Annotated in this window: 17 protein-coding genes; 11 read left to right on the top strand and 6 right to left on the bottom strand. The window is 72.3% G+C overall.

The genetic code is table 11. The features are described from left to right. Positions 1 to 30: 30 nt before the first annotated feature. The 4 genes from ESO89_RS01505 to ESO89_RS01490 are packed head-to-tail and all read left to right on the top strand — an operon-like array spanning position 31 to position 4,309. Positions 31 to 1,368, top strand: a complete 1,338-nt coding sequence (locus ESO89_RS01505; RefSeq protein WP_128903913.1) for an alanyl-tRNA editing protein — start codon at positions 31 to 33, stop codon at positions 1,366 to 1,368. Then, positions 1,365 to 2,393 (top strand): AIR synthase family protein, encoded by a 1,029-nt coding sequence (locus ESO89_RS01500; protein WP_128904100.1) that lies wholly within the window; start codon positions 1,365 to 1,367, stop codon positions 2,391 to 2,393. Before ESO89_RS01505 ends, ESO89_RS01500 begins: the two co-directional genes overlap by 4 nt. A gap of 51 nt (positions 2,394 to 2,444) precedes the next feature. After that, a complete protein-coding gene (locus ESO89_RS01495; RefSeq protein WP_128903912.1) occupies positions 2,445 to 3,650 on the top strand; it encodes an acyl-CoA dehydrogenase family protein in 1,206 nt (401 codons plus the stop codon). Next, complete coding sequence (locus ESO89_RS01490) at positions 3,647 to 4,309, top strand: HAD family hydrolase (protein ID WP_128903911.1); 663 nt, start codon at positions 3,647 to 3,649, stop codon at positions 4,307 to 4,309. Before ESO89_RS01495 ends, ESO89_RS01490 begins: the two co-directional genes overlap by 4 nt. Before the next feature lie 18 nt (positions 4,310 to 4,327). On the opposite strand, the gene ESO89_RS01485 is transcribed toward ESO89_RS01490, so the two are convergent. Then, positions 4,328 to 4,645 carry a DUF5822 domain-containing protein gene (locus ESO89_RS01485; RefSeq protein WP_128903910.1) on the bottom strand — a complete coding sequence of 106 codons (318 nt, stop codon included), beginning with the start codon at positions 4,643 to 4,645 and terminating at the stop codon, positions 4,328 to 4,330. 138 nt (positions 4,646 to 4,783) lie between these two features. Between ESO89_RS01485 and panB the strand changes: the two genes are divergently transcribed. From panB to ESO89_RS01470, 3 genes are all read left to right on the top strand, one after another. Then, positions 4,784 to 5,590, top strand: a complete 807-nt coding sequence (gene panB, locus ESO89_RS01480; RefSeq protein WP_128903909.1) for a 3-methyl-2-oxobutanoate hydroxymethyltransferase — start codon at positions 4,784 to 4,786, stop codon at positions 5,588 to 5,590. Positions 5,591 to 5,689: 99 nt separating this feature from the next. Beyond that, positions 5,690 to 7,747, top strand: a complete 2,058-nt coding sequence (locus tag ESO89_RS01475; RefSeq protein ID WP_128903908.1) for a DUF460 domain-containing protein — start codon at positions 5,690 to 5,692, stop codon at positions 7,745 to 7,747. A gap of 98 nt (positions 7,748 to 7,845) precedes the next feature. Next, the gene (locus tag ESO89_RS01470) at positions 7,846 to 8,832 is read left to right on the top strand and encodes a tyrosine--tRNA ligase (RefSeq protein WP_128903907.1); all 987 of its coding nucleotides are present in this window, start codon (positions 7,846 to 7,848) and stop codon (positions 8,830 to 8,832) included. A 15-nt stretch (positions 8,833 to 8,847) separates the two neighbouring features. On the opposite strand, the gene ESO89_RS01465 is transcribed toward ESO89_RS01470, so the two are convergent. The 5 genes from ESO89_RS01465 to ESO89_RS01445 form a co-directional block, all read right to left on the bottom strand. After that, positions 8,848 to 9,603: a PDDEXK family nuclease gene (locus tag ESO89_RS01465; protein ID WP_206731712.1), complete on the bottom strand. Its 756-nt coding sequence runs from the start codon at positions 9,601 to 9,603 to the stop codon at positions 8,848 to 8,850. A gap of 46 nt (positions 9,604 to 9,649) precedes the next feature. Next, positions 9,650 to 10,567: a CPBP family intramembrane glutamic endopeptidase gene (locus ESO89_RS01460; protein WP_128903906.1), complete on the bottom strand. Its 918-nt coding sequence runs from the start codon at positions 10,565 to 10,567 to the stop codon at positions 9,650 to 9,652. A 104-nt stretch (positions 10,568 to 10,671) separates the two neighbouring features. Next, positions 10,672 to 11,229 carry an NUDIX hydrolase gene (locus tag ESO89_RS01455; RefSeq protein WP_128903905.1) on the bottom strand — a complete coding sequence of 186 codons (558 nt, stop codon included), beginning with the start codon at positions 11,227 to 11,229 and terminating at the stop codon, positions 10,672 to 10,674. Positions 11,230 to 11,263: 34 nt separating this feature from the next. Next, positions 11,264 to 11,719, bottom strand: coding sequence for a hypothetical protein (locus ESO89_RS01450; protein ID WP_128903904.1), 456 nt, complete (start codon positions 11,717 to 11,719; stop codon positions 11,264 to 11,266). 125 nt (positions 11,720 to 11,844) lie between these two features. Then, a complete protein-coding gene (locus tag ESO89_RS01445) occupies positions 11,845 to 13,278 on the bottom strand; it encodes a Y-family DNA polymerase (RefSeq protein WP_128903903.1) in 1,434 nt (477 codons plus the stop codon). Positions 13,279 to 13,446: 168 nt separating this feature from the next. Here ESO89_RS01445 and ESO89_RS18360 point away from each other — a divergent pair, with 168 nt between their 5' ends. From ESO89_RS18360 to ESO89_RS01430, 4 genes are all read left to right on the top strand, one after another. After that, the gene (locus ESO89_RS18360) at positions 13,447 to 13,611 is read left to right on the top strand and encodes a hypothetical protein (RefSeq protein ID WP_164932718.1); all 165 of its coding nucleotides are present in this window, start codon (positions 13,447 to 13,449) and stop codon (positions 13,609 to 13,611) included. Between the two features lie 126 nt (positions 13,612 to 13,737). Then, positions 13,738 to 15,054 carry an MFS transporter gene (locus tag ESO89_RS01440; RefSeq protein WP_128903902.1) on the top strand — a complete coding sequence of 439 codons (1,317 nt, stop codon included), beginning with the start codon at positions 13,738 to 13,740 and terminating at the stop codon, positions 15,052 to 15,054. A gap of 95 nt (positions 15,055 to 15,149) precedes the next feature. After that, complete coding sequence (locus tag ESO89_RS01435; protein WP_128903901.1) at positions 15,150 to 15,428, top strand: zinc ribbon domain-containing protein; 279 nt, start codon at positions 15,150 to 15,152, stop codon at positions 15,426 to 15,428. A 106-nt stretch (positions 15,429 to 15,534) separates the two neighbouring features. Then, on the top strand, positions 15,535 to 16,218 hold the full coding sequence (locus tag ESO89_RS01430) for a phosphate ABC transporter permease (protein ID WP_128903900.1): 684 nt from the start codon (positions 15,535 to 15,537) through the stop codon (positions 16,216 to 16,218). Positions 16,219 to 16,226: the final 8 nt, after the last annotated feature.

The raw sequence follows: 16,226 nt of genomic DNA, 5'->3' as shown, positions 1-16,226 counted from the left end.
TATTTATCCGATCGCCCCCACGGACCGCCAATGACTGCGTCACGCGCGCCGGCGGAACCCGACGTTCGGGAGTTCGAGGCGACGGTCGAATCGGTCGACGGCCGGGAGGTCGTCCTCGACGAGACGGTCTTCTACGCCGAGTCGGGCGGCCAGCCGGCGGACCGGGGAACGATCGACGGGGTTCTCGTCGAAGACGTGATCGAGCACGACGGGACGGTGATCCACGTTCTCGACTCGGGCACTGAGAGCCTTCCCGCGCCCGGCGAGACCGTCTCCGCGATCGTCGACGACGCGTTCCGGACCTACTGCGCCCGCGCGCACACCGCCTCGCACGTGCTCTACGGCGCGGCGCGCCGGACCTGCGAGGACCTCGGCTACGCCGGCTTCGACATCTCGGAGACGAAGGTGCGCGTCGACCTGACGACCGCGGACCCCCTCGACGACACCGACCTCGTGGAGCTGGAGCGGCTCGCGAATCGGGCCGTCTGGGACTCGCTGCCGGTGTCGTGGGAGACGCTGCCCGAGGACAAGGCCCGTGCGCTCGACGGGATCGCGTTCAACACCAAAACGGAGGAGGGCGCGATGAGCGGGACCGAGGCGGTCCGGGTCGTGACGGTCGGCGAGCGCGGTGGGGAGCGAAATGGGGAACGCGGCGGCGAGCGAGACGGGAAGCAGGGCGGGGCGGACGCGCCGACGTGGGACGTGGCCGCCTGCGGCGGGACCCACGTCGAGAACACGAGCGAGATCGGCCCGATATCGGTCCTCGACCGGTCGAACCCCGGTAAGGGCGTGACCCGGGTGGAGTTCGCGGTCGGCCCGACCGCGATCGATCACGAGGGCGCGGTCCACGCGGCGGCGCTCGACGCCGCCACGACCCTCGACGCGCGGATCGGCGACCTCCCCGACGCGGTCGACCGGCTCCGCGAGCGGGCCGACCGGCTGGAGGCCGACCTGCGGGCCGCCACGACCGACCTCCTCGCCGCGTGTCTGCGCGAGTTCCCGACGATCGAAGCCGACGCCGACGGTGCAACGTGGGCGGTCGGGACGGTCGAGGACGCCGACCCGAACGACCTGCGCGAGCCGGCCCAGCGCGTCCTCGACGAGGGGGACTCGCCCGGCGCCCCCGACGCGATCGCGGCGGTCGGGACTGGGAACGCGCCGTTCGTGGTCGCCGCGGTCGCGGACGACGCGGTCGGCGGAGGTGACGCGGACGACTCGGACCGCGTGGACGCCCCCGACGCCGGCGCGGTCGTGGCCGCCGTCACCGACGAGTTCGGCGGCGGGGGCGGCGGCGGCCCGACGTTCGCGCAGGGCGGCGGGCTCGACGCCGACCCGGAGGCCGTCGTCGCGTGGCTCCGCGACCGATGACCGGCAAACTCGGCCCCGAGGCGCTCGCGGAGGTGCTCGCGGCGACCGGAGTCGACGACGCTGCGGTCGACGTGGGGCCGGCCTACGGCGAGGACGCGGCCGCGATCGACCTCGCAGGCGCTGAGTCGACCCTCGTCGTCGCCGCGGACCCGCTGTCGCTGGCGGCGGACGCGGTCGGGGAGCTGGCGGTCCACGTCGCCTGCAACGACGTGGCCGCCAGCGGCGCGGACCCGCGGTGGCTCACCCACACGCTCTTCCTCCCCGATGACGACCCGGCCCGCCGCCGGACCGTCACGGAGCAGGTCGACGAGACCGCCCGCGAGCTGGGCGTCGCGATCGTCGGCGGTCACACCGAGGTGTTGCCGTCGCTGGACCGCCCGCTCTGCTCGATGACCGCGCTCGGCACCACGGACCGATTCGTATCGAGCGGCGGGGCCGAGCCGGGCGACCGACTCCTGCTCACGAAGGGTGCCGGCATCGAGGCGACCGCGATCCTCGCGACCGACTTCCGCGAGGCGTGCGCCGAGGCCGGGGTCGCGGAGGAGACGCTCGACGCGGCCGCGGACTTCCTCGGCGAGGTGAGCGTCGTCCCCGACGCGGCCGCCGCCCGCGACGCCGCGAGCGCCATGCACGACCCCACCGAGGGCGGCCTGCTGACCGCCCTCGTCGAGACCGCGAGCGCGAGCGGGGCCGTCCTGTCCGTGGAGCGCGACCGGGTCCCGATTCGACCCGAAACGGAGGCCTGCTGTGCGGCGTTGGGCGTCGACCCGCTGGCGACGTTCGGCTCCGGCGCGCTGCTGGCGGCGGTGCCCCCGGAGCGCGTCGGCGAGGCGACCGACGCGCTGGCGGCCGCCGGGATCGACGCCGGCGAGATCGGCGAGGTGCGAGCACCGGGCGACGGCGGCGACTCTGAGGAGGGCGACACCTCTGGCGACGGATCCAGCGTCGGGACCGTCTTCCTCGACGGCGACCCGATCGACGAGGCGCCGCGAGACGAGTTGTATCCACTGTGGGAAGACCGCTGACTCCCACCCCCGATCGCTCACCTTTTTCAGCGTGAGATCGAACCGGAAGGTATGACTGGCGCACGCGTCGGCTCGTCGCTCACCGACGAACAGGAGGCGATCCGCGACCTCGTCCGCGAGTTCGCGGCCGAGGAGGTCCGGCCTGGGGCCGGGGAGGCCGACGAGGCCGAGTCGTTCCCGGAGGACGCCTGGGACGGGCTCGCCGAACTCGGCCTGACGGGGCTGACGGTGCCCGAGGCGTACGGCGGCTTCGAGGCCGACGAGACCACCTACGCGGTCGTTAACGAGGAGCTGGCGTACGGCCACCTCGCGGTCGCGACCGCGCTCTCCGTCCACTGCCTCGCGACCTCCTGTATCGCCGAGTTCGGGAGCGAAGCGCAGCGGGAGCGCTGGCTCCCCGAGATGGCGGCCGAGGGCCGCCCCGTCGGGATGTTCTGCCTCTCCGAGCCGCACGCGGGGTCGAACCCGGCGGAGATGTCGACGACCGCCGAGTACGACCCGGAGACGGACGAGTACGTCCTCGACGGAGAGAAGCAGTGGATCACGAACGGGAAGCGGGGCGGGGTCGCGATCGTCTTCGCGAAGGCCGTCGACCCCGGGGCCGAGGGGGCGGAGACGGACGACGGCGACGCCGACCGCGACGATACGGGATCGATCACCCAGTTCCTCGTCCCGGCCGACACCGAGGGGTTCGAGGTCGGCGAGAAGGAGGAGAAGCTCGGGCTCCGCGCCTCCGACACGACCGGCATCAGCTTCGACGACTGCCGGGTCCCGGCCGAAAACCGGCTCACCGAGGAGGGGGAGGGGCTCTCGGCCGCCTTCCGGACGCTCACCGGCGGCCGGATCGGGATCGCGGCGCAGGCGGTCGGGCTCGCGCAAGCCGCCTTCGACGAGGCGGAGTCGTACGCCGCGGAACGCGAGCAGTTCGGCGGACCGATCGACGACATCCAGACGATTCGGCACACGTTCGCGGAGATGGCGACCGACATCTCGGCGGCCCGCCTGCTGGTCCGCGAGGCGTGCCGGCAGGCCGAGGCCGGCGAGGACAACCGCGTCGCGGCCTCGCAGGCGAAGTACCGCGCCAGCGAGACCGCGATGTCGGTGACCAACGAGGCCGTGCAGATCCACGGCGGCTACGGCTACACGACCGAGTTCGACGTGGAGCGGTTCTACCGCGACGCGAAGATCACGGAGATCTACGAGGGGACGACGGAGATCCAGAAGACGATCATCGCTCAGGGGGTGTTGGGCAAATGACGGACGAAGACGCGCAGGGGGTCGAGACGGACGGAGACGCTCCCCAAACCGCCGCCGAAAGCGTTCCGAGCGCCGATCGACCGATCGACCTCGCCGCGTACGACGCGGTCGTCTACGACTTGGACGGCACCCTCGTCGAACTCGCGGTGGACTGGGGCGCGGTCGCGGAGTCGGTGCTCGACGTGTACGCCGAGCACGCGATGATACCCCCGACCGACGAGCTGTGGGGTCTGCTCGAAGCCGCCGGGGAGTACGGGATCCGCAACCCGGTCGAGGAGGCCATCGCGGTCCACGAGCGGGCCGGAGCGCACGAGTCGACGCTGCTCCCGCTCGGCGGGCGGCTGATCGAAGCCGTCGAGGAGATCGAGGACGGCCGAGGCGGTCCTCCCGCGGGCGTCTGCTCGCTCAACTGCGAGGAGGCCTGCCGAGTCGCGGTGGAGACCCACGGGCTCGGCGATGCGCTGGACCCGGACGCGATCGTCGGGCGCGACACGGTCGGTACCCACAAGCCGGATCCGGAGTCGTTGCTCGCGGCGATCGAGCGGCTCGGCGCCGAGCCGGCGCGTGCGCTGTTCGTCGGCGACTCGCGGCGCGACGCCGTGGCGGCGGAGCGCGCGGGCGTCCCGTTCGCGTGGGCGGCGGACCTGCTCGACCGGTGACGGCTGTCGGTCGGCGAGTCAGGCGCTGCCGGAGTCAGCGTCGCCCGCGTCCTCGGGGTCGGCGTCAGCGCCGTCGGCGTCGTCCGCCCCGGCCACCCCGCCGTCCCCCGCGTCGGTGCGCCGCGCGTAGACCGCGACGGCGACGGCGGTGACGAACCAGATGGGGGCGCCGACCCGGACGGCGAAGGCCGCACGGGCCGGCCACGAGTCGAGGGTGACGAACGCGGAGAGGGCGGCGACGACGGGCGCGCCCACGAGGATGGTGACGACGAACGTCGTCTGCATCACCCAGCCGTAGTCGATCCCCTCGTACTCGGCCCGCTCGACAGGTTGCACGGGGAGCCCTCGGTGGCGGACGTGCAAATCGGTGGCGGTCCGCGGGAGCGCGGAGAAGGGATCTGTGGGGGCGGTCCGAGCGGTCCCGATTCTCCGGATTCCGGCGACTTTAACCCGACGCCCGGCCGTGTTCGAGGTATGACCTCGGCGCGGGCACTCCGGGAGGGCGACGAGCCGATCACGATGCTGACCGCCTACGACGCCCCGACGGCGGCGGTCCTCGACGAAGCCGGGATCGACATCGTGCTCGTCGGCGACAGCATGGGCAACGCCGCCCTCGGCTACGACTCCACGCTCCCCGTGACGTTCGACGAGGTCGCGAGCCGGACCGCGGCGGTCGCCCGCGCGACCGAGGACGCGCTCGTCGTCGCCGACATGCCGTTTCTCTCGTTCGGCGTCGACGAGGCGGAGTCGGTGCGCAACGCCGGCCGGCTCCTGAAGGAGGCGAACGCCGACGCGGTGAAGATCGAGAGCGGCCCCCACACCGTCGAGATGACGCGACGGATGACCGATGTCGGGATTCCGGTGATGGCGCACCTCGGCCTGACGCCCCAGCACGTCAACCGACTCGGCGGCTACACCCGACAGGGGACCGATCAGGAGGCCGCCGAGGAGATCATCGACCTCGCGGGAGCACACGCCGAGGCCGGCGCGTTCGCGCTCGTGTTGGAGCACGTCCCCGCGAACCTCGCGGGGGCCGTCACGGAAGCCCTCGACATCCCGACGATCGGTATCGGCGCCGGGCCGGACTGCGACGGGCAGGTGCTCGTGATCAACGACGCGGTGGGGCTCGGCGAGTGGTCGCCGCCCTTCGCGAAGCGGTTCGGCGACGTGCGGAGCGAGATGCTCGGCGCCGTCGAGGCGTACCGCGACGCCGTCGAGGCCGGGGAGTTCCCGGCCGAGGAGCACTCGCACGTCGAGGCGGAACTCGAGAACTTGTACTGACTAAGCGAGCGCGGCGATCCGCACCGAACACCGCGCTTCGATCCCCACGACCGCCACCCCGGCGTGGGGTATATAGGCGTCAGCGGCCTACGTGAACCAGTGACAACCCGGACCATCCGCGCCCGCGACCGGCCGGTGTTCGGCGTCGACGTGCACAGCGGCGACGTTCGCGGCGACGACCCCTCCTACGCCCTCGTGGTCTTGGACCCCGTCGACGATGACGACCCGGACGCCCCCGACGCGGACGGCCCGATGGCGCGGGTCACTCGCGACGTGGTGTCATTCCGGAAGCTCTGCCGGCTGATCGACGACCGCGAACCCCTCTACGTCGCCACCGACAACGCCTACGAACTGGCGGCGGACAAGGGGGAGCTCGTCGGCTTCCTCCGGTCGCTCCCCGACGGGACGCGGCTGGTGCAGGTGACCGGGGCTGAGCGCCCGGAGCCGCTCTCGCGGGTCGCCTCTCGCCACGGGATTCCGTACGGGAAGGAGCCGATGAAGGAGGCGGAGGCCTCGGCCCGGCTCGCGGCCGCCAACGTCGGCCACGAGGTGACCGCCTTCACCGACGAGACGACCGTGAAGGTGTCCCGCGGCCGCTCGACCGGAAAGGGCGGGTGGAGTCAGGACCGCTACACCCGGCGCATACACGGCAACGTCCGGAAGCGGACGCGGCAGGTCCAGTCGAAGCTGACGGAGGCGAACCTCGACTTCGAGCGCGACGTGACCGAGAAGTACGGCGGCTACGCGAACGCGACGTTCGCGGTGGAGGCGCGCCCCGAAGACATCCCCGTGTCGAACTCGCGGGCCGGCGACGTGCGCGTCGAGGTCGAGCGCGAGCGCCGCGACGGGATCGAGTACGAGCCGCTGGTGCAGCGGCGCGACCGGGTGATCGTCGGGATCGATCCGGGGACGACCACCGCCGCCGCCGTGGTCGGGCTCGACGGCACCGTCCACGCGCTCTACTCCTCGCGGACCGCGGACACCGCGGACGTGACCGAGTGGATCATCGATCAGGGGCGCCCGATCATCGTCGCCGCCGACGTGGAGCCGATGCCGGAGACCGTCGAGAAGTTCCGGCGGTCGTTCGACGCCGCGGGCTGGCGCCCGACCACGGACCTGCCCGTCGACGAGAAGCTCCACCGGACCCGCGAGACCAACTACGCGAACGACCACGAGCGCGACGCGCTGGCGGCCGCGCTGTACGCCTACGACGACCACGAGGACCAGTTCGAGCGCATCGCGGCGAAGACCCCGCCGCGGCTCGACCGCGAGGCGGTGATCGCGGGCGTCGTCGCGGGCGACGCCTCCGTGGAGTCCGTCATCGCGGAGCTGAGCGAGGACGACGGGAGCGGCGGGGGTAGCGGGGGCGGCGACGGAGACGCCGACGAGGCGGACCCCACCGAGCCCGAGCGCACCGAGGAAGAGGAGACGATCCGCCGGCTCCGCGAGCGTGTCGACCGGCTGGAGTCGCACGCCGAGTCGCTGGAGGACGACCTCACGGAGCGCGAGGAGCGGATCGAAGAACTGGAGGGCGAACTGGAGGAGGCGAAGCGCGAGGAGCGGATCGAAGCGCGGAGCCGGCGTGCGGTCTCTCGACTCGAACGCGAAACGGACCGGCTGGAGCGCGATCGCGACGAGGCGCGCGAGCGCGTCGCCGAACTGGAGGGCAAAGTGGAGACGCTCAAGGAGCTGTGGCGGCTCGACCACTCGAACTTCGACGACGTGGCCGACGACCGGGGGCTCGTCAGCGTGAAGATCGTGGAACAGTTCACGCTCGACGCGATCGAGTCCGCGGACGAGGCGTACGGCCTCGTCGCCGGCGACGTGGTCTACCTCCGGGACGCCTCCGGCGCGGGTCGCCGGACCGCCGAGCGGCTGGCGGAGACGGAGCCGCGCGCCGTGATCCGTGACGGAAACCTCTCGGACGCGGCCGATCAGGTGCTGTTCGACCATAACGTGCCGGTCCTCCCGGCCGACGCGGTCCCGGTCCGCGAGGTCGACGAGCTGGCGGTTGCGAGCGAGGAGGCCGTGACGGCCGCGATCGACGACTGGGAGCACCGGGCAGAGCGCCGGCAGAAGGCCGAAAAACAGGAGCATCTCGACCGGATCATCTCGGAACACCGGGCGGGACGGACGCTGCCGGAGACCGAGGAGTAGGGGAGCAGGGCGGGCGGCCTTCCGTCGGGACGCACCCCCTCGCCACCCGTCCGCACGCATCCAGAAGTCATATGACCGACAACCGCGCAGTCGGGTGTATGGACGCTTACGAGCGGATCACCCGGAACGCGGCCGAGGTGGTCACCGAGGAGGAGATCGAGGCGCTGGCCGACGACCCCGACGGGAAGCGGGCGTACGTCGGCTACGAGCCCTCGGGCGTCCTCCACATCGGGCACATGCTCACCGCGAACAAGCTCATCGACCTCCAAGAGGCCGGGTTCGAGGTGACGGTGCTGCTCGCCGACGTGCACGCCTACCTCAACGACAAGGGGTCGTTCGAGGAGATCCGCCACACCGCCGAACGGATGCGCGACCAGTTCATCGCCTACGGGCTCGACGAGTCGAACACGCAGTTCGTGCTCGGCTCCGACTTCCAGCTCGACGACGACTACACGCTCGATCTGCACTCGCTGGAGCTCGAGACGACGCTCGCGCGGGCCGAGCGCGCAATGGCCGAGATCACCTCCGGCGACTCCGTGAAGGTGTCGCAGGCGGTGTACCCCCTGATGCAGGCGCTCGACATCCCGTACCTCGGCGTCGACCTCGCGGTCGGCGGGATGGAGCAGCGGAAGGTCCACATGCTCGCGCGCGACGTGCTCCCGAGCATCGACCGCGAGCCGCCGACGAGCCTCCACACCCCGCTCATCGCCGACCTGGGCACCGGCCGCGGGAAGATGTCCTCCAGCGAGGGCGTCACCATCTCGATGGAGGACTCCCGCGACGACATCGAGTCGAAGGTGAACGACGCGTACTGCCCGCCGACGGCCGACCCGGAGCCGACTGACGACGGCGAGGCGCGAGAGAACCCCGTCCTGCAGGTGTTCGAGTACCACGTGTTCCCGCGGTTCGAGACGGTCGTCGTCGAGCGTCCCGAGGAGTACGGCGGCGATCTGGCGTACGAGACCTACGACGCGCTGGAGGCCGACCTGGAGTCCGGCGAGCTCCATCCCGCCGACGCGAAGGGCGCGCTCGCGGAGTACCTCGACCGGCTCATCGCGCCGGGACGCGAGCAGCTCGCGGAGTAGCTCGGTAGACGCTTTTCAGTTCTCGTTCGCGGTGTGACCGCCCAGCTCGCAGCTCCCGTCCAGACAGCCGCGGCCGGCGGCCGTCTCGAAGACCGGGAGCCCGCAGTCGCACTCGTCGACGACGACGCCGGAGGGGATCGAGAAGGTGGTCTCACAGTCCGGACGGTGCTCGCAGGCGAGGTAGACGCGGCCGGGCGCGGACTGGACGGTGAGGTCGCCCTCGCAGTCCGGGCAGTCCCAGACGCGGTCGAACCGGTCGCTGACGGCGACCTCCATCGGATCGCACGCGGGGTCGAGACAGAGGTGGAACGGCTCGCCGCGCTCGATCCGGATCTTCGGGAGCCCGCAGTCGTCGCAGACCCCGTCGGTGACGCTCGCACCGGCCGGGAGCCCCCAGCGGGTCTCGCAGTCGAGACAGACCACGTCGCCGCGCGAGCGCACGAGCACCCCGCCGTCCGCCGGGCAGGTGCCGACCGGGAGGCCGGCCTCGGTGACCGGCAGCGCGCGGCTCGCGGTCGCCTCTTCGGCGACGACGCGGAGCCGACGGGCGCCGTCGCGGGCGGTGACGGAGAAGCCGTCGCCGTCGCCCTCGACGACGACCGAGTCGGGACGGGTGAGCCACGCGACCGGCTGGTAGCCGTCGGCGTCGTGGACGAGGGTGGTGTCGTCGGGCTTGATCAGGACGACGACGCGCCCGCGGTGGGTCCGGGAGCGGTCGCCGCGTTCGGTCACCCGACAGTCGCCTGCGAACACGCGGAGTCGTTCGGGCATACCCCCGGGTGGCCGCGGTATGGGTGAAAAGCGGTCGGCGCGAGGTTTATAAAGGCAACAGCAGCGCGCCGCCCTCGGCCATCCCCTCGATGTCGCCGCCGTAGGTGACGGTGACGTACAGGATCGTGAAGATGACGGCGTTGTGGAGCCCGTGGAGCAGCGCGGGAACGACCAGGTTCTCGGTGTACTCGTACACCGCGCCGAAGACGAGGCTCGGGACGAAGAGGATCGAGACGGTGGTGAGCCGGGCGGAGACGCCGCCGGTCAGCGCCATCACGTGGATGGCCGCGAAGATCGCGGAGGCGATCAGGATCGCCGGGGCGGCCGGCAGCGCCTCGCGGAGCCGTCCCTGCACCACCCCGCGGTACAGGATCTCCTCGCAGGGACCGATCACGAGGAACGACGCGGCGACGAAAAGCGGGATGATCTGCGGGTTCCCCAGCGCCAGTTCCGCGCTCTGGTTCGCCGCGGTGTCGGTGCCGAGCAGCTGGACGACGACCGACACGACCATGATCGTGATCAAGATCACGACCCAGCTCCCGATCACGATCCCGATCTCCTTGAGGCTCGGCCGGCGCACGCCGAGATAGGAGACGATCCCCGCGTGGTCGAACCCCCGCCACGTCAGGTACGCGACCGCCAGTCCGCCGAAGGCGACGTACTGGCCGAAGATCAGCGTGAGCACGACGTTGGCGGCGAGCGGGAGTCCGCCGACCGCGAGGTCGATCGCGAACACCCCGACCCCGCTCGCCAACGCGATCAGCGGACCGAGCGCGCCGAGCAGCACCGCCGTCCCGACCGCGACAGCGACGGCGCGTCCGTCGAGCCCGTCCGCCCCTGTCTCGTCCGCTCCGGGCTCGGGTCCGCGCTCTCCGGGTCCGGACCCGCCGGTCTCCGTTCCGTCTCTCCCCGTCTCGGTCGCGGTCGAACGGCCGCCCGGATCGCCGCTGGAGGGATCTGCCATTGCCGCGCCTACGACTCGCCAGGTAATATGGCTGTTCGTGCGCCCCGACGCTTGCGGGTTCCGCGGTAGGCCCGGTGGGGTCGTCTTCGGTCCCGTTCCCGGGATCACCGGTGGAGAAGCTCGTACCACAGCACGGCGGTCACGGTCCGCCCGTCGCGCAGTCCCTCGTCGACGACGGCTTCGAGCAGGTCGTCGTACGGCACCGTCTCGACCGCGATCGACTCGTTGTGGTCGAGATCCTGCTCGGCGGTGGCCTCGCAGCCGGTCGCGAGGAAGTGGTGGTGGACCGAGTTCGCCATCCCGTTCGTCGGCTCGACCGTCGTCAGGCGCTCGAAGGCGTCGGCCTCGTACCCGGTCTCCTCGGCGAGTTCGCGGGCGGCGGCGCGTTCGAGGTCGTCAGCGTCCTCCGGCTCCACCGACCCCACGGGGAGCCCGCGGTTGACCCGGCCGACCGCCTGCCGCCACTCGTCGATGACGACCGCGTCGCCGTCGGGGGTGAGCGGGAGCACCACGACCGCCGGCGGCTCGTCGACGTAGTGGTACCCGTCGGTGTCGCCGTCCGGGAAGCGCACCTCGTCGCGGTGCACGTCGAAGCCGGGGCAGCGGTAGTCGATGTCGGTGTCGAGCGTCTCCCACGCGAGTTCGTCGGCGGAGTCGTCCATGTGTCGGGGTCGATGCTCGGGCACCTAAACCCCCTCACTCGGGGGAGCCGTCTCCGCTCAGGGCTCGTCGGAGGCCGGCCGCGCGGACAGCGGCCCGGCCGGCGACCCACGCGAGCGTCCCGAGCACGAACGCCTCGACGCCGACGAAGACCAGGCCGTCGACCGCCAGCAGGGCGGCGACCCGTCCCTCCCAAGACCGCCCAGAGAGCCCGAGCAGGTAATGGACCGCGTTGTATCCGAGCAGGGCGGCGTAGACGGCCGCCCACGCGAGCGCCAGCCCCGCCCGACGGAAGGCGAGGCCGGCGGCCGCGACGACCCCGACCAGCGCCGCCTGTCCCGCGAGGAACACGACGCCGCCGCCGATCTCGAAGATCCCGAGCGCGTAGGCGGCGAAGACGACGAGAAACAGCAGCGGCGGGACGAGGAGACGATATCGCCGGTCGGGGGCGTTTCCGGTCGAGCCGAGGAGGACGCGGCGAGCGAGGGACATACCGCGGATCGTCAAAGTCGCCAGATAAATCCGGGTGCCGCCCGCGGCGTCGTCGTCGGTCCGTCCGTGTCGTCGGCGGTCCGTCCGCGTCGTCGTCGGTCCGTCCGCAGCACCGCGGACGAACCTCACCCCCAGTCGCCCAGCGATGCCTGCCCGTCCGCGGTTTCGCCCGTCCGCCGGTCTCCGGCCTCGTCCGTCTCGTCCCCGTCGGCCGCGTCCGATTCGCCCCCTACCCAGTCGGTGAGCTTCCCGCCCTCGCCGCCGGAGGCGACCGACTGCGGTTCCGGCTCGCGGTCGCGTCCGCCGTCCTCCGAGGCGCCTCCTCCTGTCTCCGCGTCGAACCCGCCGAGCGTCGCTTGATCGCTCTCGGCGAAGTCGAGCTTCGAGACGCGCACCCCGAGCTTTCGCACCCGGTCGTCGGCGAACTCGTCGAGGAGGTCCAGCGCCACCGACTCCACGAGGTCGGGGTCGTCGACGGGGCCGGGGAGGCTCCGAGCGCGGGTGTTCACCTCGTACGGGGGCTCGACCGCCTTGATCCCGATGGTGCGGTACAGACACCCCCGCTCGCGGGCGCGGCGGGCCACGTCGGCGCCCAGCGCGCGCACCGTCTCGCGCTTGCGCTCCTCGTCGGCCGTCGCCGACAGCGACGACTCCCGCGAGAGGCTCTTCGGGAGCCCCGTGGGCGTCACCTCCCGGTCGTCCTCGCCCCGCGCCCGCCGGTACAGCTCCCGGCCGCGGTCGCCGAGCGCCTCGCCGAGCCGGTCGGGGTCGGCGGCGGCGAGGTCGCCCGCGGTCTCGATCCCCATCTCCGCCAGCGTCCGCTCCGTCACCGGGCCGACGCCGTGGATCTCGGCGGTCGGCAGCGACGCGAGGAAGGGCTCGACCTCGCCCGGCGGCACGACGACGAGCCCGTCGGGTTTGTCCGCGTCGCTGGCGACCTTCGCGGTCGACATGTTCGGCGCGACGCCGACGCTCGCGGGCACCCCGGCCTCGCGCTCGATGCGCTCCTTGACGTGCCGGGCGTACCCCTCCGCCAGCGTCCGGACCTCGGCGGGGCCGGCCGCGGCGCTCGGCGGGGGACCGTCGGGATCGCCGGCGGCGTCCCACGCGGTGCGGTCGGTCACGTCGAGGTACGCCTCGTCGACGCTCACCTCGCGGAGCACGTCCGCGCAGTCGCGGAGGACAGTCTTCACGTCGCCGGCGGCCGCCTTGTAGTAGTCGAGGTCGACGGGGAGGTACCGGCCAGCCTCCTCCGGGTCGGGCGCGTCCGGGTCGTCGGGGTCGGCGTCGGCCCGGCGGGGGAGCAGCTCCAGCGCCTCCGAGATCGGCATCGCGCTCTCGACGCCGAACGCGCGGGCCTCGTAGCTCGCGGTCGCGACCGCGCCGATCGTCTCGCCCGCCTCGTAGCCCATCCCGACGACGAGGGGCTCGCCCGCCAGCTCGGGGCGCCGCAGGCGCTCGCAGGAGGCGTAAAAGCAGTCCATGTCGACGTGGAACACGACGCGGTCGCTCCCCGCGTCGTCGTCCGCGTCGGTCCCGGGGAGGGTTCCGCCCGCCATCGCCAGAGGCTCCGCGCCGCGCGGCCTTAAGAACCGGCCACGCGCGGCGGTAGTGAAACGGGTACCGTGGCGGTCGTGGAACCGGGGCGTTTCGGGGGGAACACTCGCGTCCTCACGACTGATACCCGAGCCGGTATTCGTTTATCGGGAGAGCCTGAAGCCCGTGCCATGTCCGAACGGATCGACGTGTTACACGTCGACGACGACTCGTCCGTGCTGGACCTCACGGAGGCGTACCTCGAACGCGAGCTGGAGTCCGTCGCGGTGACGATCGTCACGGAGCCGTCGGCCGCGCTCGACCGGATCGAGTCGATCGTCGAGCGCCCCTCGTAGCCGGCGGCGGAGCAGTCCCGGAATCGGAACGCGGTCCGCGGGTACGGATCCGGTTCCGCCGCCGGAACCGGATCGATCCCCGCCGTTCGCAAACGCCTTTGTGCTCGCGGGCGAACCCGCGTTCCGATGGGGTTACTCTCGGGCGTCGCCGACACCGACCGCCGAGTTATCGTGCTCGCGCTCGCTCGGATGGTCGGCGCCGCCGGCAACTCCTTTCTCATCGTCGTCCTGCCGCTGTACATCGCGAGCGACCTAGTCGACATCGAGTCGCTCCTCGGGACGGCGGTCGGCGTCGGCGCGGCGTCGGTGACCCTGACCGAGCCGCTGCTCATCGGGCTCGTGCTCTCGCTGTTCGGCTTCCTCAACAGTCTCTCGCAACCGCTCACAGGGCGGCTCTCGGACCGGACGGGCGTGCGACGGCCCTTCGTGTTGGCCGGCATCCTCCTTCTGGGGACCGCCAGCGGACTGTACACGGTCGCGGATGCCTACTGGCAGCTGATCGCGCTCCGCGCGGCGCAGGGGTTCGGCGCGGCGCTCATCATCCCGGCGACGGTCGCGCTGGTCAACGAGTACGCCGCGAGCGACGCCGACCGCGGCGGCAACTTCGGCGTGTACAACACCTTTCGGCTGATCGGGTTCGGCTTCGGCCCGGTCGTCGCCGGCGCCGTCGTCGAGCGCGGCCCCTACGACCTCTCCGCGATCGGGCTGCCGGTCCTCGACGGGTTCGACGCCGCGTTCGTGGCGGCCTGCGCCGGCGCGTACCTCAGCTTCGCCCTCGTCTTCCTCCTCGTCCGCGACGCCGCCGAGTCGAGCGAGGCGAGCGACGACCTCTCGATCCGGGTCCGCGGCGAGGGACGCCTGCTGGACCCGGTGTTCGCGCTCGGGCTGGCGACGGTCGCGATGGGGATCTGCATCGCGCTGTTCGCGACCCTCCAGAACCAGGTGAACGTCCGGCTCGACCAGCCGCCGGTGTGGTTCGGCCTCCAGTTCGCGGCGGTCACCATCGCGAACGTCCTCTTTCAGGTGCCGGTCGGGCAGGCCAGCGACCGGATCGGGCGCCGCCCCTTCCTCTTGGCCGGGTTCGTGCTGCTCGCGCCCACGACGCTGTTGCAGGGGGTCGTCACCGACCCGCTGGTGATGACGCTCGTCCGGCTGGCGCAGGGCGTCGCCGTCGCGTGCGTGTTCGCGCCGTCGCTGGCGCTCGCGGGCGACCTCGCGCGGGAGGGCGAGTCCGGAACGACGCTGTCGGTGCTCACGATGGGGTTCGGCTTCGGGGTCGCGATCGGGCCGCTGGCGTCCGGCTGGCTCGTCGGCTTCGGCTTCGTCGTTCCCTTCGCGGTCGGCGCCGCGCTCGCCGTCGTCGCGCTCGTGACCGTCGTGACGCAGGTCGAGGAGACGCTGGGGGCGGGCGAGGGCGCCGCGGACGCGGCCGCGGCGGATTGATGCCCCCCGCGGACTGACGACGGGCGCGCCGGGCTGACGACGGACGGGGGCCGCCGACTGAACCTTATAAGTCCCCGACGGCCGAACCGGCGGCCGTGTCCCGCGACCGCGTCCACTGCGTCGACTGCCGGGAGCCGATCCCGAGCGACGCGCGGATCTGTCCCCACTGCGAGACCGTCCAACCGTCGCCGCTCCTCGACGTCGGCGTCGTCGTCGCCGGCGTGTTCGCGTTCGTCTTCGGCGCGATCCTCGCGCTGATGACGCTGGGGACGACCCGCATGCTCGGGCTCGGACTGATCGTAGTGGGGTTCGGCCTCGCCGTCGGCGGCTACACCCGGCACATCGACCGGCAGGCGGGCCGTCGGGGGCGGTGAGGCCGGGCGTCGGGAGCGGTGAGGACGGATGTCGAGTCGGCTTCCCGCCGGTGTCGACGTTCTCGTCTCGCGACCTTTTAAGTCGGATCGGTGTTCACGTGGAGACATGATCACGCCACTCTCCGCCGGACTCGTCGTTGCGGGGCTGCTCCTCGCGTTCGTCGGGGCCGCGGTCTCCGTCTACGCCGTCACGATAACCGGGGTCCTCGTCGGGGCCGGTGCGGGCTACCTCGCCGCGCCGAACCTCGCGGGGGTGCTCGGGGCCGACGGGCTGGTGCTGGTCGGCGGAGCCGCCGCGCTCGGCGCCGCGGTGGGCGGGGTCCTCGCGTACGCCGGGCTCTCCTTCGCGGTCGTCGCAATCGGGGGAATCGTCGGCGGCTTCGCCGGGCGGTTCGCGGTCGGGCCGATGTACGCGGCCGACGCGGCCGGGATGGAGGGGACGCTCCTCCTCGTCGGCGCCACGCTGGCCGGCGTCGCGGTCGGCGCGCTGCTCGGGTTCGTGATGAGTCGGACGACGCTCGTCGTCTCCACGGCCCTCATCGGCGCGGCGTTCGCGTCGCGGTCGATCACGCCCGCGACGCTGGACGCGGCCGCCGCGCAGACGACGGTCCAGCCGCTGCTGTTCGACGTGACGGCGCCCGCGTTCCTCGCCGTGTTCGTCCTCGGGGCGCTCTCGCAGCTCGGGCTGTTCCGGTTCGGCTACGTGACGAAGCTCGTCGGCCTCCTCCCCGGCGCGCGCCGGTGGACCGCGAGCGACGACACGGACGCTGAGAGCGCCGAGAGCGCCTGACCCGGACC

This window comes from Halorubrum amylolyticum (genome assembly GCF_004114995.1).
Taxonomy (GTDB): Archaea; Halobacteriota; Halobacteria; order Halobacteriales; family Haloferacaceae; genus Halorubrum; species Halorubrum amylolyticum.
Note: the sequence above shows the minus strand (reverse complement) of the source record. Positions and strands in the feature narration are given on the sequence as shown.

What these genes read in the sequence shown, in the direction of transcription:
- ESO89_RS01505 (WP_128903913.1), top strand. Translation starts at nt 31, where the DNA reads ATGACTGCGTCACGCGCGCCGGCGGAACCCGACGTTCGGGAGTTCGAG.
- ESO89_RS01500 (WP_128904100.1), top strand. Translation starts at nt 1,365, where the DNA reads ATGACCGGCAAACTCGGCCCCGAGGCGCTCGCGGAGGTGCTCGCGGCG.
- ESO89_RS01495 (WP_128903912.1), top strand. Translation starts at nt 2,445, where the DNA reads ATGACTGGCGCACGCGTCGGCTCGTCGCTCACCGACGAACAGGAGGCG.
- ESO89_RS01490 (WP_128903911.1), top strand. Translation starts at nt 3,647, where the DNA reads ATGACGGACGAAGACGCGCAGGGGGTCGAGACGGACGGAGACGCTCCC.
- panB (WP_128903909.1), top strand. Translation starts at nt 4,784, where the DNA reads ATGACCTCGGCGCGGGCACTCCGGGAGGGCGACGAGCCGATCACGATG.
- ESO89_RS01470 (WP_128903907.1), top strand. Translation starts at nt 7,846, where the DNA reads ATGGACGCTTACGAGCGGATCACCCGGAACGCGGCCGAGGTGGTCACC.
- ESO89_RS01465 (WP_206731712.1), bottom strand. Translation starts at nt 9,603, where the DNA reads ATGCCCGAACGACTCCGCGTGTTCGCAGGCGACTGTCGGGTGACCGAA.
- ESO89_RS01460 (WP_128903906.1), bottom strand. Translation starts at nt 10,567, where the DNA reads ATGGCAGATCCCTCCAGCGGCGATCCGGGCGGCCGTTCGACCGCGACC.
- ESO89_RS01455 (WP_128903905.1), bottom strand. Translation starts at nt 11,229, where the DNA reads ATGGACGACTCCGCCGACGAACTCGCGTGGGAGACGCTCGACACCGAC.
- ESO89_RS01450 (WP_128903904.1), bottom strand. Translation starts at nt 11,719, where the DNA reads ATGTCCCTCGCTCGCCGCGTCCTCCTCGGCTCGACCGGAAACGCCCCC.
- ESO89_RS01445 (WP_128903903.1), bottom strand. Translation starts at nt 13,278, where the DNA reads ATGGCGGGCGGAACCCTCCCCGGGACCGACGCGGACGACGACGCGGGG.
- ESO89_RS18360 (WP_164932718.1), top strand. Translation starts at nt 13,447, where the DNA reads ATGTCCGAACGGATCGACGTGTTACACGTCGACGACGACTCGTCCGTG.
- ESO89_RS01440 (WP_128903902.1), top strand. Translation starts at nt 13,738, where the DNA reads ATGGGGTTACTCTCGGGCGTCGCCGACACCGACCGCCGAGTTATCGTG.
- ESO89_RS01430 (WP_128903900.1), top strand. Translation starts at nt 15,535, where the DNA reads ATGATCACGCCACTCTCCGCCGGACTCGTCGTTGCGGGGCTGCTCCTC.